The organism is Streptomyces sp. a15 (assembly GCF_059026085.1).
Map to the genome: position 1 here is coordinate 185267 of NZ_JBWLKM010000006.1, position 24512 is coordinate 209778.

The window sequence follows — 24512 nt, forward strand, 5'->3', positions numbered from 1 at the left end:
CGAACGGATGTCACAGCAATGACATCTGCTCACCTTCCCCGGGACGCCGCGGCGGCACGTACTCGGGTGGGGCGTTCGGCGCGTTGCGCTCCGTCCGGAGCCACCAGGCGAACTGGTAGTTGCGGCAGGTGCGGAATCGATAGGACTTCCGGCGTGGTTCGCTCTCTGGAATGTTGTGCTCGCCCCATCCGGTGATGGGGCGAGCGTTGTCGAGGTGCACGTACAGGCCAGGCACCAGGGCGGGCCCGTCCCACTGCTCTCCGGGTGCGCCCTCGAAGGCAAGGTGCGCGTTGTCGCTCCACTTCCACGGGTTGGGCAGCGCGCACAGGTACCAAGCAAGGGGCGGGTTGTGTTCGGGGAGTTCGATCGTCTGGTGCCGGCGGCTGATGTCGAGCCGAGGGCGGTCGGGCTGGCCAAAGCTGCGCAGGCAGTGTTGGTCGAGGGCTACGTGCCGCACGCCTGCCAGCCACATGATGTGGTACCGAGTTCGTGATTCAATTTGGATCTGTATTCGCCGTGACATCCGTTCCCCATTTACCCGTTTCAATTGGCGAGAGATTCATTTCTCTCTACTACCAATTTTATCAAATTTCCCACCAATTCCAGGTGCCTGTCATGCCGGAAGCCATTCGGGTAAGGCATGTTGAATTCCTCTTCGAATGCCCTCTCGTATTCCTGCTTGGGGAGCGCGATGGGGCGGCGGCAGGTGGCTTTGATGTTGGAGCCGCTGAGGTCGGTGACTTGCACGTCCCCGAAGTATTGGCGGAGGAGCGGCTCCAGGGTCTCGGGCGTGTGGAAGCGGAGCTTCTGCCATTTCCCCTTGACGAAGTTCATCTCGACGTTGTCCTCGTCGAGGAAGCTCATCTTCGTGGTGGCTGTCTGGGAGGTGACCCGTTTGGCCTGCTCGTCCCGTAGTTCGCGAGCGAGGTTACGGGTGCCGAGGCATACGACCCCGTCCGTCGAGCAGAGGGCGTTGACGGTGGTCATCACCCAGTGCTGGTAGTCGAGGGTGGTGGTGGCGTTGATGACGGAGTCGAGGACCACCACGTCGTACAGGCCGTTGGCCTGGGTGTCCTTGTCGATGTCGCGGATCATGCCGACGACGGCCCGGATGTCGACGGCGTACGAGCCGTCTCGGCAGCGGTAGGGCTCGTAGTCGTGGATGTTGAAGCCCTTGGCGCGCAGGTGCTTGGCGTAGTCGCCGTACCCGGCGCCGAAGTCCACAACGCGATGGGTGGGCTTGAGCCAGGGGGTGACCAACTGGTCCCAGGTCTCGGAGCCGTAGGCGAGCTTTCCGGCCTTGGCCTTGGAGGAGAACTTGCGGAGCCTCTTGGGCTGAACGATGTGCTGGTTCCACACCGGAGCCTTGCTCTCGATGGCGGTCCAGTCGTAGACGCCGTACTCGCCGGTGAGGTCGGCGTGGAGCTGGGCGGCGTCGGCCGACGTGACGGTCCAGGCGAGGAGGTCGAAGCGGTTGATGGAGGCGACGACGGCGTATTCGGCGTTGAGGACGATGCGGCCCTGGTCGTCGATGACGACGCTGCCCCAGGGGCCGTGGCCAGCGGTCATGTGCCCGATGGCGTTGACGAAGGAGAGGTTCTTTCGTTCCGCGACCCGGATGGACTGCCATGGGATCCACGACCAGGCGCCGATGACGCCGGGCTCGGCGTAGACGATGCTGGCCTCGGTCTCGACCCGGTTGTGCAGCAGGTTGAACTGGATCTCGTCCTGCAGCCTGACCTTCGTGCCGAGCATGACCGCGGGCGTGTGCGTCAGGCCGATGGCCTGGAGGCCCTTGGTTCTCTGGTGGCCTGCGACCAGAGTGCCATCTGCGTTGAGGATGACGGGCTTCACAACGCCGTGGCGGCGCAGGGACGCCTGAAGCCGGACGAACGCCTCCTCACTGAGGCGGCGCGGGTTGTAGTCGGCGGGGCGAAGCCGGTCGAGCGGGTACGCCTCGTAGAACGTCGTGGTGGGGGCGCTGCTCATGCCGCCTCGCCCTCCTCGTGGGCCTGCTGCAAGACGTGCCAGCCGAAACCGAGGTCGCTGTTGGTGTCGTCCACGAACTTCGTGTAGATGGCGTTGAGGGCCTCGACCTCTTCGGAGGTGATCCGGACCCGTTTGGACTCCCACTGGAGGTAGCCCCACTGGAGGTAGTCGACGGTGGCTGCGGCGCCTGTGCCCGCGCCGTCGGAGGTGAGTTCCAGCGTCTCGGGAAGGGAGGTGTCGTCGAGGAGCCGGTCTACGCTCTCCCGGTCGTAGCCGGTACCGGCCAGGTCCGGGATCTCGGAGAGGATCTCGGCCAGGAGCACGCTGTCGTATCCGGCGAGGTCGTTGGTCCGGTTGTCGACGATGACGATGCGGGCCGCCGCGTCGTCGTCGACGTCGACCCAGGTGACGGCGATCTGTCCCCAGCCGAGCTGCTGGGCAGCCGCGTACGTGTGGTTGCCCGCCAGGATCTCGTTGTGGCGTCCCGTGTGGGTGCCCTTGTTGACGACGATCGCGCGGTACTGGCCGTTGACGGTCAGCGATTCGGCGATCGAGGGGAGGTCACCGTTGCGGGGGTTCCGGTAGTAAGGAGTGAGGTCCTCGGTGGGGACGGCGAGCGGCAGGAGCAGTTCGGGGATGTTGGCGGGCGTCGGGGTCACTGGGCGTCCCTTGTGTAGGCCGTTCCCCGCGCCCTACAGCTAGTTCAGACTAGACGATCACGCTGGGCCGCGGCGGTCGCCGGGGCGAGGGTTCAACTGGTCCGTTCGTCGCCGACCGCCCACCCATCGGTGGACGTGGTGGATGGCGGCGGCGACCAGCCCGCAGGCGGGGAATGCCAAGAGGCTGGCGAGAAGAGCCCCTCCGCCGCCGAGCTGTACAACGACCCAGGCGACAACGGCGATGGCCGCCATGAGCAGGACGGCCATCGCGTCTGCGACAAGGCGCAGGAGGGTGTGCATCATCGGTTGTTGCAGCCGCAGATGCCGGTGGGCAGGCACCAGGAATCACAGGATCGGCACCACACCGCACCAGGTACGGGAGGTGTCCGGCGGTCCGGTTCTGCGGGCGGTGCCTGCTTGGTGGTCATGCTCCATGTCGCTTTCTTCGTCGGGGAGTTGTGGCTGCTTTGAGTTCCGCGAGGTGCCGGGCCACGTCTGGATCCGGGTCTCCTGATACTTCGAGGCCAGGGTCACGTTCAGCGAGAGCCCTGATCGGTGTCCCGTCCCGCTCGACGAGGAGACGTTGGTACAGCTCGCGATCTTCTGGGTGTCCGGCGAAGTCCTCTGTGTTCATGGCGCTCCTGAGTGCGCGGGGACCCGCCCTCGGCGTGAAGCGGGGGCGGGTCCGGTCGTGATCGTGGATCTTGGCGGCGCTCCGGCGGCTCCGCTCGGGCGCGGGGCCGGTGCCTGGCGGGTAGGGCGCGGGGGATTGGCCACCCGCCAGGCACCGAAGGGGAGTGCCGCATGCCACGGCACGTTGGTGAGCCGGTTCCTTCGCTGAGGCCGCCCCCACCAACGAGATAGACCGTATCACGCAGCAGTGTTGGGATCTATTCCTTGCCATGGTGCAACCCCGTACTCGAATCCGTCGAGGGGCGCTGTGCCGTGGGCTGTCGGCGCATCCGTGAAGAACAGCCCCTGCTGGGTCGCTGTGGGCTTTGCAGTGAAGTCCTCCGGCCTGGGCGCCTGGGGGTTGAACTGAGAGGGCGGCGTGGGCTCTCGGACCGGGATGACGGCGACCACCGTGGACACACCGATCGGGAATGCGTCGTCGGGCAGTTCCGTGATCGTCCCTCGCGCCTCCTGAACCCGCGCCCGGAAGTCCTTGGCCTTGCGGTCGCTCCGGTAGGGGAGGCTGCCGTACATGACCGCCACGACTAGACCGCCCGGCTGGACGAAGCGCAACGCCCGCTGGACGTGCCGGATGTCCTGCCGGTCAGCGAACGGCGGGTTCATGATGACCCGCTGGTAGCGGCGCTGCACCTTCACGCTAAAGAAGTCGGCGGCCGTGACCTCGCGGGCGTAGTCGCCGGCGCGGATGTGCTCGGCGCGAGCGGTGTCGAGTTCGATGCAGTCGACAACGGCACCGCGGGCAGCTGCGGCCTTGGCGATGGCGCCGCGTCCGGCCGACGGCTCCAACACCTCGCAACCGGCTTCGAGTTCCGCCAGGTCCAGGAGCTGTTCGACAAGGGGCGCAGGTGTGGGGAAGTATCCTCGGTCGACGTCGGTGATCACCTCGCCCGTGGCTAGCAGTCCGGCGATGGCGTCGGCCGCGGCGAAGGGGAAGATGTGGGCACGCTGGTAGCGGTTCCAGGTGCCGCCGACCGCCTGAAGGGCCAGGTTGACCCGGTCGTACAGTTTCCGGTCGAGCGTGCCGTTGAGACGGAGCGTCAGACCGTCGACTGTGGCGGAGCGGATGACCTTGAGAACGTCGGTATCTATCTTCACGGTCGCGTCCTCACTCGCTGGCGGTCTTGGCCGTGGCGGCGAGCAGTGCCGCTTCCAGCTCGACTAGACGGGCCGTGACCATGAGGTGAGTGCGCACGTACACCGAACTACCGGCACCCTTCATGAGGTCGGAGGCGGCGATCAAGGTGAGGTTGTATGCCTCGTTCAGGGCGGCCCCGTCATTGTCACGGCGGGCCTTGAACAGGTGCGCCGCAGCCTCGCGGACGAGTTTGGCCACCTCGGAGTCGTACTCCTCAAGGGCGTTGGCCGAGGCCGGCACGTCGAACAGGTTGTGGTTGATGTTGCGCATGGTCCGGATGTCGTTCATCGCTGTGGGGCTCCATAGAGAAGGGGGCGGCCCACTGGGGGCCGCCCCGGGACGGACGGGTCAGGCTGCGACGGCGACCGGCTCGGCCACCGCCTCGGCCTCGGTGTCGTCCTCCTCCGGCTCCGCCGGGCTCTCGGGCTCCACGTCGGCGGCCGGGGCGGCCTCGGTCCCCGCGTCTGCGTCGGCGGCCGGGGCGGCCTCAGGCTCCGGGGCGGGCTCGGCCCGAGTCTCCGGCTCGGTGTCGCCCGCAGCCGGGTCCACCTGGGCGAGCACTGCGTCGGCCTCGGCCACCAGGTTGGGCGCTGCGGCGGCGGGGTTGACCATGATCTCGCTGGCGTCGGCGTGCGCCTTCGCCTGACGGAGCTGGAAGCGGGCCTTCTGCACGACGTCCGCGACCCGGTCCATCTGCTCAAGCCGCTTGCCGACCTCCCCAGCCAGGGTGCGGGCCAGCTCCATGGGGTCCGCCTTACCGATGCTGTCCAGCAGCGCCCACATCCCCTCGATGGCGTCGAGGTCGCTCTTGGTCTTGGCCTGCGCGCGACTCCGCTCGGCCTTCTCCTCGGGCGTCATCTCTTCGACGTCGACCATGGAGTCCTGCTTGGCCGCCTTCTCCTGCTTGCGCATGGCGTAGGCGATGTGGACGAGCTGGTTGTCGTTCTTGTCGCCCTTCTTCCAGTCCTGGAAGACCGCCTTCTGGTTGTCCTTCGAGAGCGCGGCGATCTGGACCGCCGCCTGAGTGCCGATGTGCCCGAGGTCGACGGCCGCCTGAATCTCGGGGCGCAGAGCGAGCAGGGCCAGACGCTGGTTGACGAACTGGACCGACTTGGAGAACGCCTTGGCGACACTCGCGGGCGTGGCGCCCTCCTCCTCGTCCAGGACCTTCTTGAAGCCGCGCGCCTCCTCCAGCGGGAGCATGTCCTCGCGGTTCAGGTTCTCGGCCATCGCCTTCTTGAAGGAGTCCATGTCGCTGATCTCGGTCTCACCCTCGGGCAGCAAGATCTTCGCCTCGATGGTGATGTTGTCCGCGAGTTCGTTGGCGCGGAAGCGGCGCTCGCCGGCCACGAGCTCATAGCCCTCCGCCACCTTCCGGACGACGATCGGCTGGAGCAGGCCGTGCTCCTTGATCGACTCGGCCAGCTCGTTCAGCGCGTCCTCGTCGAAGGTCTTGCGGGGCTGGTTCGGGTTGCGGTGGATCTGACGCATCTTCAGGGCGGCGTACTTGTGCGACATTTTGATCTCCAAGAGGTCGGTGGGGGCTTCTTCTTTCCCCCTTCCTTCTGGTTCTATTCTATATGCATTCACGGGGGAGGTCCACAATTTTCGAGGAGTTTTTGCAGGTCAGACGCGTGGGAGCGGGCCCCTTGCTGGGCCCGCTCTCGACTACTCGCATAGGTCAACTTGCAGTAGCACCACTCACGCGCTCCACGTTATAGCCGACCCGCTTCGGATCGACGACCGCCAGAGCCCCAAGCAAGCCGAGCGCCGCCTCGTCATCCAGAACGACGTTCCCCGTGCCACCCGACTCCTCCAGTCGGGCCAGCACTCGATCCAGCTCGATCCCCACCCGCATCCTCCTGGCATTACAGCGTCCCGCCCCGTAACGAACCGCCCACTTAGATCCCCACACAAGCGAGTTAGCGGCACACATCGAGGTCCATGTGGGCGCCTGTCGCGATCCTGCACCGTAGGAGGCGAAGTGGGGTGGCACCCCCGCATGCCGAGCACGCGCTTACTACGCTTTACGTTATAGATCTTGCTTCGAGCGTTACCTATTGTCAACCAACATAGACATTGCACTGCATCAGCAGCCACTGCCGCCCCGCAGCGATACTGAGTGCGCACACGTCCACCGTCCACCGCCAGGTCGGGCCTGCCCGCATCACGAGGAGTAGCCAGCACAATGCCGCTCGGCCCGGACACTCCCCTCTCCAGCAAACTCGCCGTACTGCTCAGCAGGAAGCGCGGCGCGGATGGGAAGACACCCAGCACGCGCGTCATCGCCGCCGCCACGGCCGAGACCCCCGGCGGCAAGCCGGCGATGACCCACCAGGTCGTGAACGACCTCCTGAACGGGGTCAAGGCGAACCCGTCGAGCGCCCAACTGGCCGGACTCGCAAGGGCATTCGACTGTCCGGTAGCTTACCTACTCCCCGGTTACAACGGACTGACGTCCCTATCGGTCTACGAGGAGTATCAAGACGCACGCGAGGCACTTCGACTCATCCACGACCTGGGCGAAGCCGGGGCTGCCGAACTTCTGGAGGCCGCCCGTGAGATCCGTCTGCGACACGGACACAGCGATCTCAATGTCCCGGAAGTGCCCGAGCCTCCTCCCCCAGCCGCGGAACCACCGCGGCCCGGCAGGCGGAGGCGTCTCAGCTTCACCGAAGCAGCCGAGCGCGCCGTCTCAGACCTGGAAGGAACCTGAACCAAATGGACGGCATAGTCTTCGGCTTATGCGCTCTGATCGGCCTGGTGGGCACCGTGCTCTCTGCTCGGGAAGCCTGGCGTCAGCGTGACCGAATCGACTACCGCGTAGCCCGTTTCACCCGAGCCGTGGCCATCGGCATCTGCACGGTGGGCGTCACCCTCGCCGTTCCGGCGATAGAGGACGTGATCGAGTCTGCTACCGGCATGAACAACGCCGCGAAGCTCGGGGCGCACATCTGCGCAGTCGTATGGTGCGGCAGCCTTCAGCTGATGCTCGTGGACTGGTCCTACAACCACGAGGTGTTGAAGGCCAGCCTGTACGCACGTGTCGCCTTCGGGGTATGCGTCCTCGCGGCGATGCTGCCCCTGTTCGTCGGCACCACCGACGAGACAGTGGAGTTCACGACCGAGTTCGCCACGGTGCCAGGCGTCACCGTCTACCTCCTGGTCTATCTGGCGTACGTGGCGATCACCTGCGGCGAGATCGCGTTCCTGTGCACCGGGATGACTCTCGTTGCCCGGCGCGCAGGACACGCTTGGACGGCTCGCGGCCTCGCCCTGTCGGCGATCTCCGCGCTCCTCGGAGTGGCCTACGCCGCCAGCAAGGGGTCATACCTGGTGACCCACTATCTGGGCCATCCGTGGCCGCTGCGGTACGAGGAGATCGCTTCCCCGCTCCTGGCCGGGCTCGCCGTGATCTCGCTGATCACGGGGCTGACCATGGCGATGGTAGGCAGGCGGCTCGCATCGCGGGTGGCGGCCTCAGCCACCTGACATGCTGGACAGCTTGCGCCAGTGAAGGACGACTCGTCCCGGCTCGATTGTCCGGACGCCGCGGGCGCTCGCGGGGAACACCTCGATCTTCTCCAAGAGAAGCAACGTGATGGCTCGCTTCGACGCGGTGGGTGCGCTGTTCCACCACTTGACCAGGTCCTTGGCATGGCCGAGTGAGAAGTTCGCCATCTGCTCCGCGTAGCGAAGGCGCGGACGGATGTCCTTGAGGTTGACCGCGATCTCGCGCTCCCCGGCTACCAGTGCCTCGCTGCTGATCTCGCGGTTGCCGTAGAGCCTCCCAAGCTCCGACTGGCGGCCCTCCAGATCCCTGATGTCCCGCGTGAGGTCCTCAACCTGCTTGCGCACGGCGGCCTGGGCCTTGGCGATCGAGGCTCGGATGCCGGGCTTGAGGAGTTCCGCCACGACGTATTCTCCGACGTGGTTCTCCAACAGCTCGGCATCGATCCGGACCTCACCGCAGCCACCGTGCCCGTTCTTGTCCTTCGGGCGGCAGCGGTATCCGGGCGTACCCGAATTGGTACGGGCGCCCCCGAGATCCTGTGTGCACTTGCCGCACGTGCTGCCCCCGCCAGTCAGGAGGTAGTCGTACGCGGGCTCTGCATCCTTCGTACTGCGAGCCTTCTCCCGCTCTAGAAGAGCCTCGAACTCTTCGCGCGTGATAACTCCGGGGTGACCCGCGTCGACGAGTTCGCCGTCATCGTCGTAGCGCAGTCCGGCGATCGCCGGGTTGCGGAACAGCCGTCCGACCGACGCGTCCTTCCACTCCCCGCCGAGCGTTCCCCGGTAGCCCTCGCCGTTCGCCCATACTGCAACGTCCTGGTTGGACTGATTGCTCAGCGCCCGGCTCACCATCTGGCGGAGCGGGTCCACTTCGTCGTCACGTAGCCGACGACGTGAGGCGTCATCGAAACCGTAGAGCCGTGGCATGCGGTGGTCCGTTCTCGTCTCGTGCGCCCGTAGCCGCCTGATCCTAGGCCACGGCATATGTCGAGCTATGGCCCAGCGAGACCGACAGACTCAGGGCTACACAGATCACTGCACCAATGGCGTCACCCCGAGTACTTGCCAGAGTGCAGCAGTGGGGACTCTCACCGTGCCGCCCAGGGGGAGCGTCTGCACGGGGAAAGACCCCTCCTTGATCAAGTTGTAAGCCTTGTGCGTGCCGATCCCGAGTGCTCGCGCAGCCGTCGCAACGTTCACGGTGGGCGGCAGCGCGAGTAGTTCCTCCAAGGTCATCGAACTGACCCCGGCGTCCGTAGCTACAGATGCGTCCTTCGTTGTCATTCCCGTTGTCGCGTTCTCCCCCACGCCAACGTGCCATAAGGATACGCCAACACTGGAGTGTTGGGGCAAGATAGGCATTGGTTCGACAAGGACCGGCACAAAAGATCCACATGCCACGACGCGGGGAGAAGCGTGTCAGACATCAGCTACTTCAAACGCTGCCAGTGCAAGGCGCCGGCGACGGACGACGAGGGGGAGCCCATATTCAAGACCGACGGTTCACGGAAGATGAAGGACATCGGCCAGTCCTGCCCCAAGCTCACGAGCAAGGGCCACGGGACGTGGTACTTCGCCTTCGACGTAGATCCCGGAGAGGGGGGCAAGCGGCAACGCGCGCGGCGGGGCGGGTTCGCGACCAAGGACGCGGCGAAGGAGAAGGCCGCCGAGGTGTACCGCGAAGCTTTCGGCGGGACCGACGTGCTCAGCGATACCACCGTCGGTGAAGACCTGCGGTCCTGGCTCAAGCGTAAGAGGAGCCTGGCCCGTACCACGCGCCACGGCTACGAGGAGCACATCGACCTCTACCTCGAACCGCACCTCGGTCACGTCAAGCGGCGCGACCTCAGGCTGCGCCACATCGAGGCCATGTACGACGCGATTGAGCGTCAGAACGCCGAGCGGCTGCTCCACCACGCCAAGGTGGTCGAACTGCAGGAAGCTCGGGACGCCGCCTACACGACCTGGGTGCGCGCCGCGGGCAAGAAGGAGGAGCGCCGTGTCGCACGCCGTGCCTACCTGGATGCCAACGCCGCGCTGCGGGAGGGTCGCAAAGGCAAGCGGAAGATCACCAGCGCCGCGACGATGCACCGGATCAACGCCACCCTTAGCTCATTCCTGGGCATCGGCATCAGGCGAGGCGAGTACTCAACCAACTGGGCCCAGCTCGTCGAACTTCCAGCAGCCAAACGGCCCAAGCCACTGGTGTGGACACCAGAGCGGGTCGAACAGTGGAGACGGACGGGCGAGAAGCCAGGCCCCGTCATGGTCTGGACCCCGGAGCAAACGGGCCAGTTCCTCGACTTCGTGAGCGACGACCGGCTCTACCCCCTTTGGCACACCTTCATCTTCCTCGGCCCACGACGCGGTGAGATGTGCGCCCTGCCGTGGCCGGAGGTGCACCTGACGAGCCGCTGGCTCCGCGTCTCTGCTCAGATCGTCGAAGTCGCGTACCTGCTGTACGGCGAACCCCCGAAAGCCGACAGCGTCCGCACGATCTCCATGAGCGCAGAGTCGGTGGAGGTGCTTCGCGAATGGCGGATCACCCAGGAGAAGGAACGCACGCAGTGGTCCGGTGCGCAGGCTTGGACCGAGTCGGACCGGGTCTTCACCCAGGAGAACGGCGAGCCGTACCACCCGGACTGGATCAGTCGGCGCTTCAAGAGGCTGGTCGAGCTGTCCGGGCTTCCACCCGTCCGCCTTCATGATCTGCGCCATATCTCCGCCACTCTGTCGCTACTCGCGAAGAACGACATCAAGGTGGTGCAGGAGCGACTGGGCCACAGTTCCCGTCAGATCACGTCGGACACGTACACCAGCGTCCTGCCCCAGCTGATGACCGCCGAGGCGGAGTCGACCATCGCCACGGTGCCCCGCGCCGAGCGCAAGGCCAGCCCCAAGAAGAAGGACCAAGACGGGGCTGAGACCTCTGAGGACTCCACGGCAACCCCCGAGGCGGAGGATTCGGCCCCTGAAGAGGGCCCCGCGCAGGCGGCGTGACCCTCTGGCCCCTGGCTGGCCCCTGGATCATGATTCCTTGATCCACTAGAGCCGCCAAGATCCCTCAAGTCGCCCAGCCCCCCAGCTAAGTTGCTGGTCAGAAGGTTTCTCCTCGCGTAGCGAAGAGTGGGGCGGGTGGGACTCGAACCCACGGCCGACGGATTATGAGTCCGCTGCTCTAACCGGCTGAGCTACCGCCCCATAGCGGCGTGTCGCGTACATGTGTGCGCGCCGTCTGCCGCAGCATAGCCGCTCATACGATCTCCTGCTTCGGGTGGTCGGCTTCGCACGCAGTCCACGAGCACGAGGACTGCGGCCGCGCCATGCCCGGTTCCCCGGGACATGAAAAAGGACCCCTACGGGGTCCTCTTTCAGCATGCTCTCCCGACTGGACTCGAACCAGTAACCTGCCGGTTAACAGCCGGCTGCTCTGCCAATTGAGCTACGGAAGATCGAAGCTCCCCCGACTGGACTCGAACCAGTAACCTGCCGGTTAACAGCCGGCTGCTCTGCCAATTGAGCTACGGAGGATTGCCTCGTTGCATCGAACGTGGCTCCCTGGGTATTCGCCAGGGGGCGGGCGGTCGCTGCGACACATACATTAGCGCAAGCAGGGGGGTGCTCCGCCAATCGGTTCCCCCCTGGCACCGATGCCGCACCGGAGACCTACACGAGGGAAGGGTGGCCGCCATGCGCTACCGGCTCACGTTCGTCGTCGGACTCGCTCTGGGTTACGTGCTGGGCACGAAGGCCGGACGCGAGCGCTACGAGCAACTGAAGAAGTCCGCACGCCAGGTCGCGCAGAACCCCGCCGTCCGCAACACCGCGGAGACGGCGGCGCAGCAGGGCCGTCAGTACGCGGGCAAGGCGTACCACGTGGTGAGCGAGAGGGTCGGCGACCGGGTCCCGGACTCGGTGGCCCAGCGGGTCCGCTCCCTGCGCGAACGCAACACCAACGGCACAGCAGAGGACGACTGGGGCACGAGCAACACCTGACAGCACCTGTGTGCGGGGGCGCGCGACCAGCCACAACGTGCCCTCGCCCGACCATCCGCACGTACCCCTGCGGCGCCCATGGCCGCAACCGGTGCGGCGGTACGGCAGAATTTTGGCCATGGGGATAGTCGCCGGGTTGGACAGTTCGCCCGATTTCACTCGTATCGTCGTCTGTGACTCTGACACGGGTGCCGTGCTCAGGCAGGGCTACGCACCGCATCCGTTGGAGAACGCCGACGGCGGTTCGCGGCCTTCCGATGTCGATCCGCAGGCCTGGCTGCTGTCCCTCGGTGAAGCCGCCGGCGGCGGGCTGCTGGAGGGCGTGCAGGCCATCGGCGTGTCCGCGCAGCAGAACGCGGTGGTGCCGCTGGACTCCCAGGGCAACACGGTGCGGCCGGCGATGGCCGGCGCGGACAAGCGGGCGCAGGTCGCGGCGGCCGATCTGGTCGACGCGCTCGGCGGGCGCGAGGCGTGGGCGCAGGCGGTCGGCAGTGTGCCGCAGGCCGCGCAGCCGGTGGCCAAGCTGCGCTGGCTCGCCAGGACCGAACCCGAGGCCGCCCAGCGCACCGCCGTCCTGCTGCAGGCCCACGACTGGCTGGTGTGGCAGCTGCTCGGGCGCCCGGTGAGACGGACCACCGATCGCGGTGGGGCTTCCGGGACCGGGTACTGGTCGGCCGCCACCGGCGCCTACCGGTCCGATCTCGTCGAGCTGGCGCTCGGTCACCAGGTCATGCTGCCCGAGGTGATCGGGCCCTCCGACGCGGCCGGTACGACTCCGGAGGGGCTGCTGATCTCCGCCGGGACCGGCGAGACGATGGCCGCCGCCTTCGGGCTGGGGCTCGGCCTGGGGGATGCGGTGGTGTCGCTCGGGGCTTCCGGGTCCGTGATGGCCGTGCATCCCGACGCGCTGGTCGACCAGAGCGGGATGATCACGTCTTTGGCGGACGCCACCGGCATGCACCTGCCGGTCGTCACCACGCTGAACGCCGTACGGACGTTGCGCGGGGCCGCCGAGATGCTGGGGCTCGCCGATCTGGAGAGCCTGTCCGACCTGGCGATGAAGTCGACGCCGGGGGCGCACGGGCTGGTGCTGCTGCCCTATCTGGAGGGTGAGCGGACGCCGAATCTGCCGCACACCGCCGGGACGCTGGCGGGTCTGCGGCGCGAGTCGATGAAGCCGGAGCATCTGGCGCGGGCCGCGTTCGAGGGCATGCTGTGCGGGCTCGCGGACGCGCTCGACGTGATGCGCGGCCGGGGTGTGGAGGTGCGGCGGGTCTTCCTGCTGGGGGCGGCGGCCGAGCTGTCCGCCGTGCAGGCCTCGGCGCCCGCGCTGTTCGGCGCGCAGGTCGTCGTACCGCAGCCGGCGGACTACGCGGCGATCGGCGCGGCCCGGCAGGCCGCCTGGGCGCTGGGGGTGTCGCAGGGGACCCTGGACCCGCGTACCCCGCCGGCCTGGCAGGGGGCGGCGGCGCAGGTCCTGGATCCCGGTGACGAGCTGGCGGTGGGACAGGCCGTGCGGCAGCAGTTCGTGTCGGTGCGGGAGCAGACGCATCCGGGGGCGTTCCGGTCGTAGGAACGGTCGTAGGAACGTAAGACTCCGGTATGAGCCGGGCCCGGAAGGCCGTACGAAGCACTGCTGTCGGCTTAATCGGTTGAGGTAACACGGGTGGAGTGTCCGACGATAGGGGCCAGGGGCAACCAACCCACCCCGCCCCCACCGCCGACTCCGAGAGACCGAGCGTGCTCATACGACTTCTGCGGACCTATCTCAGGCCCTACAAGAAACCCATCACCCTGCTGGTGCTGCTGCAGTTCCTGCAGACCTGCGCCACTCTCTACCTGCCCACGCTGAACGCGGACATCATCGACAGCGGCGTCGTGCAGGGCGACACCGGCTACATCCTCTCGTTCGGCGCCGTGATGATCGGTATCTCGCTGGTGCAGGTCGTGTGCAACGTCGGTGCCGTGTACTACGGCGCGAAGACCGCCTCGGCGATCGGCCGGGACCTGCGGGCCGACATCTTCGACCAGGTGCAGTCCTTCTCGGCGCGCGAGGTCGGCCAGTTCGGCGCGCCCTCGCTGATCACGCGGACGACCAATGACGTCCAGCAGGTCCAGATGCTGGCCCTGATGACGTTCACGCTGATGGTGTCGGCGCCGATCATGTGCGTGGGCGGCATCGTGCTGGCGCTCGGACTGGACGTACCGCTGTCCGGGGTGCTCGTCGCGGTGGTGCCGGTGATGGGCATCTGCTTGACGCTCATCGTGCGCGCTCTGCGGCCGCTGTTCCGGTCCATGCAGGTGAAGCTGGACACGGTGAACCGGGTGCTGCGCGAGCAGATCACCGGCAACCGCGTCATCCGCGCCTTCGTGCGGGACGAGTACGAGCAGCAGCGCTTCCGCAAGGCCAACGCCGATCTGACCGACACCGCACTGGCCTCCGGCAACCTGCTCGCGCTGATGTTCCCGATGGTCATGACGGTGGTCAACCTGTCGTCGATCGCGGTGGTGTGGTTCGGCGCGCATCGCATCGACGGCGGGGAGATGCAGATCGGCGACCTGACCGCGTTCCTGGCCTATCTGATGCAGATCGTGATGTCCGTGATGATGGCCACCTTCATGTTCATGATGGTGCCGCGCGCGGAGGTCTGCGCCGAGCGCATCGAGGAGGTCCTCGGCACCTCGTCGAGTGTGGTGCCGCCGAAGGCACCGGTGCTGGAGCTGCGCCGGCACGGGCATCTGGAGCTCCGCGGGGCGGGCTTCCGCTATCCGGGGGCCGAGGAGCCGGTGCTGAAGTCGATCGACCTGGTGGCGCGGCCGGGCGAGACGACCGCCGTGATCGGTTCGACCGGCAGCGGCAAGTCGACGCTGCTGGGGCTGGTGCCGCGGCTGTTCGACGCGACCGACGGCGAGGTGCTCGTCGACGGCGTGGACGTGGCGACCATCGACCCGGTGCTGCTGGCGAAGACCGTCAGCATGGTGCCGCAGCGGCCCTACCTGTTCGCGGGCACGGTCGCCACCAACCTGCGCTACGGCAATCCGGACGCGACCGACGAGGAGCTGTGGCACGCGCTGGAGGTGGCGCAGGCCAAGGACTTCGTCGAGCGGCTGGAGGGCGGGCTCGACGCGCCGATCGCCCAGGGCGGCACGAACGTGTCGGGCGGGCAGCGGCAGCGGCTCGCCATCGCCCGCACCCTGGTGCAGCGGCCGGAGATCTACCTCTTCGACGACTCCTTCTCCGCCCTCGACTACGCGACCGACGCGGCCCTGCGTGCGGCACTGGCCCAGGAGACCGCCGAGGCGACCGTCGTGATCGTCGCCCAGCGGGTGTCGACCATCCGGGACGCCGACCGGATCGTCGTCCTCGACGAGGGCCGGGTCGTCGGGACCGGACGGCACCAAGAGCTGATGGCGGACAACGAGACCTATCGGGAGATCGTGCTCTCCCAGCTGACGGAAGCGGAGGCTGCCTGATGGCGGGGCCTGCAGGACGGATGATGGCCGGGACCGGCCCCGACCACCATTCGATGGACTTCAAGGGGTCGGGCAAGCGCCTCATGGCCCAGTTCAAGCCCGAGCGGCTGACCATCTACGCGCTGCTGATCTGCGTGACGGTGAGCGTCGCTCTGTCGGTCGTCGGGCCGAAGATCCTCGGCAGGGCCACCGACCTGGTCTTCGCGGGAATCATCGGCCGGCAGATGCCGGCCGGGTCGAGCAAGCAGGAAGTCCTCGACTCGATGCGCGAGCGGGGCGAGGGCTCCGTCGCCGACATGCTCCGCAGCACCGACTTCACCCCGGGCAAGGGCATCGACTTCGATGCCGTCGGCCAGGTGCTGCTGCTCGCGCTCGCCGTGTTCGTGGTGGCCGGTGTGCTGATGCTGGCGGCCACCCGGCTGGTGAACCGGGCGGTCAACCGGACGATGTACCGGATGCGCGAGGACGTGCAGACCAAGCTGTCGCGGCTGCCGCTGTCGTACTTCGACAAGCGGCAGCGCGGTGAGGTGCTGTCCCGGGCCACCAACGACATCGACAACATCGGGCAGACCCTGCAGCAGTCGATGGGCCAGCTCATCAACTCCCTGCTCACCATCATCGGTGTGCTCGTGATGATGTTCTGGGTGTCCTGGCTGCTGGCGCTGGTCGCGCTCGTCACCGTTCCGCTGTCGTACGTCGTCGCCACCCGCGTCGGCAAGCGGTCGCAGCCGCACTTCGTGCAGCAGTGGCGCACCACCGGCAAGCTGAACGCGCACGTCGAGGAGATGTACACCGGGCACGCCCTGGTGAAGGTGTTCGGCCGGCAGGAGGAGTCGGCGCAGCAGTTCGCCGAGCAGAACGAGGCGCTGTACGAGGCCGGGTTCAAGGCGCAGTTCAACAGCGGGATCATGCAGCCGCTGATGATGTTCGTGTCGAACCTGACGTACGTCCTGGTCGCGGTGATCGGCGGGCTGCGGGTGGCGGCCGGTGCGCTGTCCATCGGCGATGTGCAGGCCTTCATCCAGTACTCGCGGCAGTTCTCGATGCCGCTGACGCAGGTCGCGTCGATGGCGAACCTGGTGCAGTCGGGGGTCGCCTCGGCCGAGCGGGTCTTCGAGATCCTGGACGCGGAGGAGCAGGGCGCGGACCCGATGCCGGGCGTGAAGCCCGAGGAACTGCGCGGGCGGGTGGCGCTGGAGCACGTGTCGTTCCGGTACGACCCCGACAAGCCGCTCATCGAGGATCTGTCGCTGAAGGTCGAGCCGGGTCACACGGTCGCGATCGTCGGGCCGACGGGAGCCGGCAAGACGACCCTGGTGAACCTGCTCATGCGGTTCTACGAGGTGTCCGGCGGCCGGATCACCCTCGACGGCGTGGACATCGCGCAGATGTCCCGGGACGAACTGCGCTCCGGGATCGGCATGGTGCTCCAGGACACCTGGCTGTTCGGCGGCACGATCGCCGAGAACATCGCGTACGGGGCGTCCAGGGAGGTCACCCGGGGCGAGATCGAGGAGGCAGCGCGTGCCGCCCACGCGGACCGGTTCGTGCGGACGCTGCCCGACGGCTACGACACCGTGATCGACGACGAGGGCAGTGGGGTCAGCGCCGGTGAGAAGCAGCTGATCACCATCGCGCGGGCGTTCCTGTCCGATCCGGTGATCCTGGTCCTCGACGAGGCGACGAGTTCGGTGGACACCCGGACCGAGGTGCTGATCCAGAAGGCGATGGCGAAGCTCGCGCACGGGCGTACGTCGTTCGTCATCGCGCATCGGCTGTCGACGATCCGGGACGCGGACACGATTCTGGTGATGGAGAACGGGTCGATCGTGGAGCAGGGCGCGCATGCGGATCTGCTGGCGGCCGACGGGGCGTACGCGCGGCTGTACAAGGCGCAGTTCGCGCAGGCGGTGGCCGAGGTGGACTGAGCGAGTTGCCCGGCGTCGGGGTGCCGCTGTCTGTGGGTCGGGAGCCGCCCCTGCGGCACGACTGCCCGCAGCTACGTATGCTGCAGCGGCACCCGGCGCTCAGTCCAGGTAGCCCCTCAACTGGTCTGCGAAAGCGTGGTCACGGAGTTTGTTCAAGGTCTTCGACTCGATCTGGCGGATCCGCTCCCGGGTCACGCCGAAGATGCGGCCTATCTCCTCCAGGGTGCGCGGGCGGCCGTCGGCGAGGCCGTAGCGGAGTTGTACGACCTTCCGCTCCCGCTCCCCGAGGGTCGACAGCACCGCTTCCAGGTGCTCCCTGAGCAGCAGGAACGCCGCGGACTCGACGGGTGATGCGGCGTCGCCGTCCTCTATGAGGTCGCCGAGGGCCACGTCGTCCTCCTCGCCCACGGGGGCGTGCAGGGAGACGGGTTCCTGGGCCAGGCGCAGGACCTCGCTGACCCGCTCCGGGGCCAGGTCCAGGTGGGCGGCGACCTCTTCCGGCGTCGGTTCGTAGCCCCGTTCCTGGAGCATGCGGCGCTGGACGCGGACGACCCGGTTGATCAGCTCGACGACGTGGACCGGGACGCGGATGGTGCGGGCCTGGTCGGCGAGAGCGCGGGACATGGCCTGGCGGATCCACCAGGTGGCGTACGTGGAGAACTTGTAGCCGCGGGCGTAGTCGAACTTCTCGACGGCCCTGATCAGGCCCAGGTTGCCCTCCTGGACGAGGTCGAGCATGGTCAGTCCGCGGCCGACGTACCGCTTGGCGACGGACACGACCAGCCGCAGGTTTGCCTCGATCAGGCGGCGCTTGGCCATGCGGCCCATCACGACCAGCTTGTCCAGGTCGAGGGCCAACTGGCTTTCCATGTCGGGGGTGTTGCTGAGCTTCTCCTCGGCGAACAGGCCGGCCTCGACGCGGCGGGCCAGTTCGACCTCCTCGGCCGCGGTGAGCAGCGGGATGCGGCCGATCTCCCGCAGGTACTGGCGGAACAGGTCCGAGGAGGGGGCGCCGTTGTCGGCGCGGCCACGGGGCGGCTCGGGAACCTCGACGGGTTCGGGGGCCTCGGCGCTGTCCAGCGCGTCGGCCGGCGGGGCCTCGGGCTCCGCCTCGGGGTGGTGCACGGCACGGTTCTGCGGCGGGACCGCGACCAGCGTGTCGGTCTCCGTGTCCGGTTCCGTGCCGTCGGTACGCGTGTCGGTCTGGGCGAGGGTCTGGGTCTGCACGGGGGCGACCTCCAGGATGATCGCTGCTGAGGTGTGCGGCAGCGCTGCTTCGGGAGCGGAGTCGACGGCCTCGCCGCTGTCCGTCCCGTACGCGATGAGCGGAACCGCGGGGGTGTGGGATCCGTTGGGGACGGATCGGCCGCGCTCCGAGGACTCAGGCACCGGAACCCAGTGTGGAGTACGACACATCGCCGCCACGAGGGGCGTGCGGGGACTTTTTGAGTCCGGTCCGTGACCGGGTGGTTACGGGTGACGTTCGCCGTCCGGCCTCAGAGTGCCGCGGGGCCCTGTTCCTGGAGTGCCCTGTCGTACCGCGTGAGGATCATCATCTCGTTCTGGATGGCGGCGACCTGGGCCGGGTCCGCGTTGTGGCCGAGCCTGGTCAGGGCGCTCTGGAGATCGGGGATACGGCGGGCCACCGCCCTGCGGCGTACGGTCACCAGCTGTTCGCCCGCGTAGTTCTCGTCGACCGTCTTGCGCATGATCGCCTCGACCGCGAGCTCCGTGACCATCGCGCGCACGGCGTCGTCCGGGGCCGCGTCACGGACCCGGACCAGGTACTCCTGCGGGTCCTGGGTGCCGTACTCGGCGCCGCCCGCGTCCATGATCGCCTGGCGTACGGCCGCGTAGGGCGGGGCGGTGAACTCGTCGATGCCGTACGCGTCGAAGGCCGGGGAGACCAGCTCGGGGCGTTGGAGGGCGAGCTTGAGGAGCTCGCGCTCGGTGGCGTAGACGGGGTTGCGGAGGTTGAGCGCCGGTCCTGACACGGCGGGCCGGGACGGGGCGTCGTACTGCTGTCCGCGGACCCGCTGCGGTGCCGGGCCCTGGCCGCCGCGGTCGCGGGCCCAACGGGCCAGCTGGGCGACCCGCTTGACGACGAACTGGGTGTCGAGGATGCCGAGCATGCCGGCGAGCTGCACGGCGACCTCGTGCTGGGCGCCGGTGTTCTTGATGCGGGCGACGATGGGGGCGGCCTCGTCCAGGGCGGCCGCCCGGCCCGCCGGGGTGTCCAGGTCGTAGCGGACGACGATCTGGCGCAGCGCGAACTCGAAGAGCGGGGTGCGGGGTTCGACCAGGTCGGCGACCGCCTCGTCGCCCTTGGCCAGGCGCAGGTCGCAGGGGTCCATGTTGTCGGGGGCGATCGCGATGTACGTCTCGGCGGCGAACTTCTGGTCGTCCTCGAAGGCGCGCAGGGCGGCCTTCTGGCCGGCCGCGTCGCCGTCGAAGGTGAAGATCACGCGGGCCGAGCCGTTGTCCATCAGCAGACGGCGGAGGATCTTGATGTGGTCGCTGCCGAAGGCCGTACCGCAGGTCGCGATCGCCGTCGTCACTCCTGCCAGGTGGCAGGCCATGACGTCCGTGTAGCCCTCGACCACGACCGCGCGGCTCGACTTGGCGATGTCCTTCTTCGCCAGGTCGATGCCGTAGAGGACCTGGGACTTCCGGTAGATCGCCGTGTCGGGGGTGTTGAGGTACTTGGGGCCGTTGTCCGTCTCGTAGAGCTTGCGGGCGCCGAAGCCCACCACTTCCCCGCCGATGTCGCGGATGGGCCACATCAGGCGGCCGCGGAAGCGGTCGATGGGGCCGCGGCGGCCCTCCTGGGAGAGGCCGGAGAGGAGGAGCTCCTTGTCGGTGAAGCCCTTGCCGCGGAGGTAGCGGGTGAGGTGGTCCCAGCCCTGGGGGCTGTAGCCGACGGAGAAGTGCTCGGCGGCGGACTGGTCGAAGCCGCGCTCGGCGAGGAACTTGCGGCCGGTCTCGGCCTCGGGGCTGGTGGCCAGCTGCTCCACGTACCACTGGGCGGCGACCTTGTGGGCCTCGACCAGGCGGATGCGTTCGCCGCGCTGGTGGGAGGGGTTGTACCCGCCCTCCTCGTAGCGCAGCGTGATGCCGGCCTGGGCGGCGAGGCGCTCGACCGCCTCGGAGAAGGAGAGGTGGTCGACCTTCATCACGAACGTGATGGTGTCGCCGCCCTCCTGGCAGCCGAAGCAGTGGAAGAGCCCCTTGCTCGGGCTGACCTGGAAGGACGGCGACTTCTCGTCGTGAAAGGGGCACAGGCCCTTGAGGTTGCCGCCGCCCGCGTTCCGTAGCTGGAGGTACTCGGACACCACGGCGTCGATCGGGACCGCGTCCCGTACCGCCTTCACGTCCTCGTCGTTGATCCGTCCTGCCACGCGTGAATTCTAAGGGTGCGGTGTGACAGTCGATCGCCTTCGTCGGGTCACGAGGCCAGGCTGTCCAGCGGAACGTGCGGGTCCGCGAGCGCCTCGGTGTCCACCTGAGCCTTGGTACGAATCAGCTGCTGGATGGGCTCTGTGACGTCCCACACGTTCACGTTCATCCCGGCCAGCACCCGGTTCTCCTTCACCCAGAAGGCGATGAACTCACGCTTTCCCGCGTCCCCCCGGATCACCACTTCGTCGTAGGACCCCGGGGGCGCCCAGCCGCTGTACTCCATCCCCATGTCGTACTGGTCGGAGAAGAAGTAGGGCACGCGGTCGTAGGTGAGCTCGCGGCCGAGCATCGCGCGGGCCGCCGCCGGACCGCCGTTCAGGGCGTTGGCCCAGTGCTCGACGCGCAGCCGGGCGCCGTAGAGGGCGTGGTGGAAGGAGGCCACGTCGCCGGCCGCGTAGATGTCGGGGTCGGAGGTGCGCAGCTGTTCGTCGACCATGACGCCGCCGCCGTGCGCGCGCTCGGCGATCCGCAGCCCCGCCGCCTCCGCGAGGCCGACACGCGGGGCCGCTCCGACCGCCGCGAGGACGTCGTGCGCGGGGTGCTCCTCGCCGTCGTCGGTGCGGGCCGCGAGGACCACGCCGTCCTGGCCGACGATCTCGGTCAGCCGGGCGCCGAAGTGGAAGCGGACGCCGTGCTCGCGGTGCAGCTCGGCGAAGAGGTTGCCGAGCTCGGGGCCGAGGGCGCCGTGCAGCGGGGTCGGCTCGGGCTCGACGACGGTGACCTCGGCGCCGTACTCGCGGGCCGCCGCCGCGACCTCCAGGCCGATCCAGCCGGCGCCGGCGATCACGATGTGGCCGTTGTCCCGGCCGAGGGCGGCCAGCACGCCCTTGAGGCGCTCGGCGTGGGCGAGGCGCCGCAGATGGTGGACGCCCGCGAGGCCGGTGCCCGGGATGTCCAGGCGGCGTGGCTCGGCGCCGGTGGCCAGAAGGAGCTTGTCGTAGCGGACGACGGTGCCGTCCTCGCCGAAGCGGACCGTCTTCGCGGTGCGGTCGACGGCGTCGACGGTCTGGCCGAGGTGCAGCTCGATGTCGTTGCGCGCGTACCAGGCCGGTTCGTGCACGAAGACGCTGTCGCGCTCCTCTTTGCCGAGGAGGTAGCCCTTGGACAGGGGCGGGCGCTCGTACGGGTGGTCGCGTTCGTCGCAGATCAGTATCACGCGGCCGGTGAAGCCCTCCGCTCGGAGCGTCTCGGCCGCCTTCGCGCCGGCGAGACCGCCACCGACGATGACGAATGTCTGATCCGCGTCGACCACTTGATGCCTCCTCGTAAGGGTGCCGCCACATGCGAGCGTCCCGCACGCAGCGTGATGCGGGAAGAGGGAGTGCCCCGTTCAGGCCACGGAGGGTCACGTTCGGGCTTGTTTCACGTCACTCCTACCTCGGCAGTCTCATAGGTGCCCCGTCAGGTGTGCGTGAAGCGAGCGGGCCGAGGCATCGGTCAGGGACGCGATCTGGTCGACGATCACCCGCTTGCGCGCGCGGTCGTCGGACGCCCGGTCGAACAGGGCGCGGAACTGGGGGTCCAGGCCGTCCGGCGCGCGGACGGTGAGCGCCTCGGCCAGCTCGGCGACCACGATCCGCTGGTCGGCGCGGAGCCTCTCCTGCTCGGCGCGCTGCATCACGTACCGGTCGGCGACCGCCTTGAGGACCGCGCACTCGAGGCGGATCTCGTGGGGTACGACCAGTTCGGCGGTGTAGCGGGTGAGCCGCCCGGTGCCGTACGCCGCGCGCGTGGCGGCCTCGGCGGCGAGGCAGAAGCGGCCGATGAGCTGGCTGGTGGCGTCCTTGAGACGGGCCTGGGCGACGGCCGAGCCGTCGTAGCCGTGAGGCCACCACTCCTGGTCCTGGAGGCGGTCGAGGGCCTCGGCGAGTTCGGCGGGGTCGGTGTCCTCGGGGACGTACCGGCCGATGGCGACCGCGAAGACCGCCCGGCGTTCCGGTTCGGCGTGCAGGCAGTTGGGGTCGATGTGGCCGGCGTGCAGGCCGTCCTCGACGTCGTGCACGGAGTACGCCACGTCGTCGGACCAGTCCATGACCTGGGCCTCGAAGGTGGTGCGGGTGCCGGGGGCGCCCTTGCGGACCCAGTCGAAGACGGGGCGGTCGTCGTCGTAGACGCCGAACTTCGGGGACTTCGGGTCGGTGGGGTGGGCGCCTCGGGGCCAGGGGTACTTGGTGGCGGCGTCCAGGGTGGCCCGGGTGAGGTTGAGGCCGACGGAGCCGTCGGCGGTGAAGCGCTTGGGCTCGATGCGGGTCAGGAGCCTCAGCGACTGGGCGTTGCCCTCGAAGCCGCCGCAGTCGTCGGCGAACTCGTTCAGTGCCACTTCGCCGTTGTGGCCGAACGGGGGGTGGCCGAGGTCGTGGGAGAGGCAGGCGGCCTCCACCAGGTCGGCGTCGCAGCCGAGGGCTGCGCCGAGTTCGCGGCCCACCTGGGCGCACTCCAGGGAGTGGGTGAGGCGGGTGCGGGGGCTGGCGTCCCAGACCTGGCTGCGGGTGCCGGGCGTTACCACTTGGGTCTTGCCGGCGAGTCTTCTGAGCGCGGAGGAATGGAGTACGCGGGCTCGGTCGCGTTGGAAGGCGGTGCGGCCTGGGCGTTTGTCCGGTTCGGTGGCCCAGCGGTCGACTGACGTCGGGTCGTAGCCGGGGGGTGGGATGTGGTTCTTGTGTGCGGGGTCGGTGCCTTCCATGTCTCGACAGTAAGCGCAGGTGGTGAAAATTGGGGTGCGCCTTCTCGTCTGCCGAGTCCTGTTGTTTCGCGGGTGCGGGTGCGTCGTGGCTTGTCGCGCAGTTCCCCGCGCCCCTAGGTGGACATCCCCGTCCGGCGCCTTTAAGCCGAGGCCAGTGCCGGTGCCGTTGTCATCGCCGTTGCCAAAGACTGGTCGTAGCGGTGCAGTACCAGGCGGGCCATTGCCGGGTGGGTGCCCAGGGGCGCCGCGGCTATCCACCTGGCCGCTTCCGCGCACTGGGTGGCGAAGAGGCCGGGGGCCGTGAAGTAGGAGGCCACCGCTACTCGGTCGCGGCCTCGGGCTGCGAGGGCGCGGATCGCCGTGTCGACCGTCGGGGCAGCGGCGGAGGCGTAGGCCGGGACTACCGGTACGCCCAGGCGTTCCGCGAGGAGGTGGGCCGTGCGGCCCGTGTCGATCGCCGCCTCCGGGTCGCGGGAGCCGGCCGCGGCGAGGACGACCGCGCTGGAGCGGCGGGTGGTGTCGTCCATGCGGGTGCGCCAGCCGGCCTCGACGAGGCGGGCGTGCAGGGTCTCGACGAGGAGGGGGTGCGGGCCGAGCGGGGCGGCCACGCGCGTGTGTGCCCGGGCGGCGGCGGCCATCTCGGGGATGTCGCGCTTGACGTGGTAGCCACGGCTGAGGAGCAGCGGTACGAGGACGGCGTCGCCGGTGCCGAGGGAGGCGAGCGTGTCGGGGAGCAGGGGCTCGTTCAGCTCGATGTGGCCGAGGTGCACGGGCAGACCGGGACGCAGCTCGCGGACGCGCTCGATGAGCGTGTGGACCGTGCTCAGTGTGCGCGGGTCGCGGCTGCCGTGGGCGACCAGGACGAGCGCGGGCGGCTCGGGGCGTCGGCGGCCGTCGAGGGAGACGAGGCCGAGCTGGGTGGCGAGCTGGCTGCTGATCCGGTTCATGATGTGCGCCGTACTGTCGAGGTCGGCCCCCGGAAG

General features: G+C 68.3%; 21 protein-coding genes and 3 tRNA genes. 8 read left to right on the forward strand and 16 right to left on the reverse strand.

Going from position 1 to position 24512, the window contains the following annotated elements; genetic code table 11:
- Positions 1-10: 10 nt before the first annotated feature.
- The 3 genes from AC5P09_RS09820 to AC5P09_RS09830 form a co-directional block, all read right to left on the reverse strand.
- Entirely contained in the window at positions 11-472 is a 462-nt protein-coding gene (locus tag AC5P09_RS09820; protein WP_493873461.1) for a hypothetical protein, read from the reverse strand.
- 71 nt (positions 473-543) lie between these two features.
- On the reverse strand, positions 544-1989 hold the full coding sequence (locus AC5P09_RS09825) for a methyltransferase domain-containing protein (RefSeq protein ID WP_493873462.1): 1446 nt from the start codon (positions 1987-1989) through the stop codon (positions 544-546).
- Positions 1986-2648 carry a ParB N-terminal domain-containing protein gene (locus AC5P09_RS09830; RefSeq protein ID WP_493873463.1) on the reverse strand — a complete coding sequence of 221 codons (663 nt, stop codon included), beginning with the start codon at positions 2646-2648 and terminating at the stop codon, positions 1986-1988. The genes AC5P09_RS09825 and AC5P09_RS09830 overlap by 4 nt, the downstream gene beginning before the upstream one ends.
- 129 nt (positions 2649-2777) lie before the next feature.
- Between AC5P09_RS09830 and AC5P09_RS09835 the strand changes: the two genes are divergently transcribed.
- Positions 2778-3119 carry a hypothetical protein gene (locus AC5P09_RS09835; protein WP_493873464.1) on the forward strand — a complete coding sequence of 114 codons (342 nt, stop codon included), beginning with the start codon at positions 2778-2780 and terminating at the stop codon, positions 3117-3119.
- Between the two features lie 399 nt (positions 3120-3518).
- Here the strand turns inward: AC5P09_RS09835 and AC5P09_RS09840 are convergent, their stop codons facing one another.
- From AC5P09_RS09840 to AC5P09_RS09855, 4 genes are all read right to left on the reverse strand, one after another.
- Entirely contained in the window at positions 3519-4436 is a 918-nt protein-coding gene (locus AC5P09_RS09840) for a methyltransferase (protein ID WP_493873465.1), read from the reverse strand.
- A gap of 10 nt (positions 4437-4446) precedes the next feature.
- The gene (locus tag AC5P09_RS09845) at positions 4447-4764 is read right to left on the reverse strand and encodes a hypothetical protein (protein WP_493873466.1); all 318 of its coding nucleotides are present in this window, start codon (positions 4762-4764) and stop codon (positions 4447-4449) included.
- A 60-nt stretch (positions 4765-4824) separates the two neighbouring features.
- Positions 4825-5994, reverse strand: a complete 1170-nt coding sequence (locus AC5P09_RS09850; RefSeq protein WP_493873467.1) for a ParB/RepB/Spo0J family partition protein — start codon at positions 5992-5994, stop codon at positions 4825-4827.
- A 163-nt stretch (positions 5995-6157) separates the two neighbouring features.
- Positions 6158-6328, reverse strand: coding sequence for a hypothetical protein (locus AC5P09_RS09855; RefSeq protein ID WP_493873468.1), 171 nt, complete (start codon positions 6326-6328; stop codon positions 6158-6160).
- Between the two features lie 336 nt (positions 6329-6664).
- Here AC5P09_RS09855 and AC5P09_RS09860 point away from each other — a divergent pair, with 336 nt between their 5' ends.
- Positions 6665-7192, forward strand: coding sequence for a hypothetical protein (locus AC5P09_RS09860; protein WP_493873469.1), 528 nt, complete (start codon positions 6665-6667; stop codon positions 7190-7192).
- Between the two features lie 5 nt (positions 7193-7197).
- Positions 7198-7968, forward strand: coding sequence for a hypothetical protein (locus AC5P09_RS09865; RefSeq protein ID WP_493873470.1), 771 nt, complete (start codon positions 7198-7200; stop codon positions 7966-7968).
- On the opposite strand, the gene AC5P09_RS09870 is transcribed toward AC5P09_RS09865, so the two are convergent.
- Positions 7957-8916 carry a recombinase family protein gene (locus tag AC5P09_RS09870; protein ID WP_493873471.1) on the reverse strand — a complete coding sequence of 320 codons (960 nt, stop codon included), beginning with the start codon at positions 8914-8916 and terminating at the stop codon, positions 7957-7959. The two genes, AC5P09_RS09865 and AC5P09_RS09870, sit on opposite strands and share 12 nt — an antisense overlap.
- 489 nt (positions 8917-9405) lie before the next feature.
- On the opposite strand from AC5P09_RS09870, the gene AC5P09_RS09875 reads away from it, so the two are divergent.
- On the forward strand, positions 9406-10989 hold the full coding sequence (locus tag AC5P09_RS09875) for a site-specific integrase (protein ID WP_493873472.1): 1584 nt from the start codon (positions 9406-9408) through the stop codon (positions 10987-10989).
- Positions 10990-11116: 127 nt separating this feature from the next.
- Here AC5P09_RS09875 and AC5P09_RS09880 read toward each other — a convergent pair.
- The 3 genes from AC5P09_RS09880 to AC5P09_RS09890 form a co-directional block, all read right to left on the reverse strand.
- A tRNA-Ile gene (locus AC5P09_RS09880) sits at positions 11117-11190 on the reverse strand.
- Between the two features lie 178 nt (positions 11191-11368).
- Positions 11369-11441 (reverse strand) — tRNA-Asn (locus AC5P09_RS09885).
- Positions 11442-11447: 6 nt separating this feature from the next.
- A tRNA-Asn gene (locus AC5P09_RS09890) sits at positions 11448-11520 on the reverse strand.
- Positions 11521-11679: 159 nt separating this feature from the next.
- Between AC5P09_RS09890 and AC5P09_RS09895 the strand changes: the two genes are divergently transcribed.
- From AC5P09_RS09895 to AC5P09_RS09910, 4 genes are all read left to right on the forward strand, one after another.
- The gene (locus tag AC5P09_RS09895; protein ID WP_266439867.1) at positions 11680-11985 is read left to right on the forward strand and encodes a YtxH domain-containing protein; all 306 of its coding nucleotides are present in this window, start codon (positions 11680-11682) and stop codon (positions 11983-11985) included.
- Between the two features lie 118 nt (positions 11986-12103).
- On the forward strand, positions 12104-13558 hold the full coding sequence (locus AC5P09_RS09900) for an FGGY family carbohydrate kinase (protein WP_493873473.1): 1455 nt from the start codon (positions 12104-12106) through the stop codon (positions 13556-13558).
- Positions 13559-13725: 167 nt separating this feature from the next.
- Complete coding sequence (locus AC5P09_RS09905) at positions 13726-15459, forward strand: ABC transporter ATP-binding protein (RefSeq protein ID WP_493873474.1); 1734 nt, start codon at positions 13726-13728, stop codon at positions 15457-15459.
- Complete coding sequence (locus AC5P09_RS09910) at positions 15459-17387, forward strand: ABC transporter ATP-binding protein (protein ID WP_493873475.1); 1929 nt, start codon at positions 15459-15461, stop codon at positions 17385-17387. The genes AC5P09_RS09905 and AC5P09_RS09910 overlap by 1 nt, the downstream gene beginning before the upstream one ends.
- A gap of 99 nt (positions 17388-17486) precedes the next feature.
- On the opposite strand, the gene AC5P09_RS09915 is transcribed toward AC5P09_RS09910, so the two are convergent.
- From AC5P09_RS09915 to AC5P09_RS09935, 5 genes are all read right to left on the reverse strand, one after another.
- Positions 17487-18776: an RNA polymerase sigma factor gene (locus AC5P09_RS09915; RefSeq protein WP_493873476.1), complete on the reverse strand. Its 1290-nt coding sequence runs from the start codon at positions 18774-18776 to the stop codon at positions 17487-17489.
- A gap of 107 nt (positions 18777-18883) precedes the next feature.
- Positions 18884-20785, reverse strand: a complete 1902-nt coding sequence (gene dnaG, locus AC5P09_RS09920) for a DNA primase (RefSeq protein WP_493873477.1) — start codon at positions 20783-20785, stop codon at positions 18884-18886.
- 47 nt (positions 20786-20832) lie between these two features.
- Positions 20833-22098 carry an NAD(P)/FAD-dependent oxidoreductase gene (locus AC5P09_RS09925; protein ID WP_493873478.1) on the reverse strand — a complete coding sequence of 422 codons (1266 nt, stop codon included), beginning with the start codon at positions 22096-22098 and terminating at the stop codon, positions 20833-20835.
- Between the two features lie 135 nt (positions 22099-22233).
- Positions 22234-23529, reverse strand: a complete 1296-nt coding sequence (locus AC5P09_RS09930) for a deoxyguanosinetriphosphate triphosphohydrolase (RefSeq protein WP_493873479.1) — start codon at positions 23527-23529, stop codon at positions 22234-22236.
- 140 nt (positions 23530-23669) lie between these two features.
- Positions 23670-24476, reverse strand: a complete 807-nt coding sequence (locus AC5P09_RS09935; protein ID WP_493873520.1) for a sirohydrochlorin chelatase — start codon at positions 24474-24476, stop codon at positions 23670-23672.
- Between the last annotated feature and the right edge of the window lie 36 nt (positions 24477-24512).

Bases quoted from the DNA above. Each gene is read 5' to 3' on its own strand.
- AC5P09_RS09825 (WP_493873462.1), bottom strand. From the start codon at position 1,989: ATGAGCAGCGCCCCCACCACGACGTTCTACGAGGCGTACCCGCTCGAC.
- AC5P09_RS09850 (WP_493873467.1), bottom strand. From the start codon at position 5,994: ATGTCGCACAAGTACGCCGCCCTGAAGATGCGTCAGATCCACCGCAAC.
- AC5P09_RS09895 (WP_266439867.1), top strand. From the start codon at position 11,680: ATGCGCTACCGGCTCACGTTCGTCGTCGGACTCGCTCTGGGTTACGTG.
- AC5P09_RS09900 (WP_493873473.1), top strand. From the start codon at position 12,104: ATGGGGATAGTCGCCGGGTTGGACAGTTCGCCCGATTTCACTCGTATC.
- AC5P09_RS09845 (WP_493873466.1), bottom strand. From the start codon at position 4,764: ATGAACGACATCCGGACCATGCGCAACATCAACCACAACCTGTTCGAC.
- AC5P09_RS09910 (WP_493873475.1), top strand. From the start codon at position 15,459: ATGGCGGGGCCTGCAGGACGGATGATGGCCGGGACCGGCCCCGACCAC.
- AC5P09_RS09930 (WP_493873479.1), bottom strand. From the start codon at position 23,529: ATGGAAGGCACCGACCCCGCACACAAGAACCACATCCCACCCCCCGGC.
- AC5P09_RS09865 (WP_493873470.1), top strand. From the start codon at position 7,198: ATGGACGGCATAGTCTTCGGCTTATGCGCTCTGATCGGCCTGGTGGGC.
- AC5P09_RS09860 (WP_493873469.1), top strand. From the start codon at position 6,665: ATGCCGCTCGGCCCGGACACTCCCCTCTCCAGCAAACTCGCCGTACTG.
- AC5P09_RS09870 (WP_493873471.1), bottom strand. From the start codon at position 8,916: ATGCCACGGCTCTACGGTTTCGATGACGCCTCACGTCGTCGGCTACGT.
- AC5P09_RS09820 (WP_493873461.1), bottom strand. From the start codon at position 472: ATGTGGCTGGCAGGCGTGCGGCACGTAGCCCTCGACCAACACTGCCTG.
- AC5P09_RS09935 (WP_493873520.1), bottom strand. From the start codon at position 24,476: ATGAACCGGATCAGCAGCCAGCTCGCCACCCAGCTCGGCCTCGTCTCC.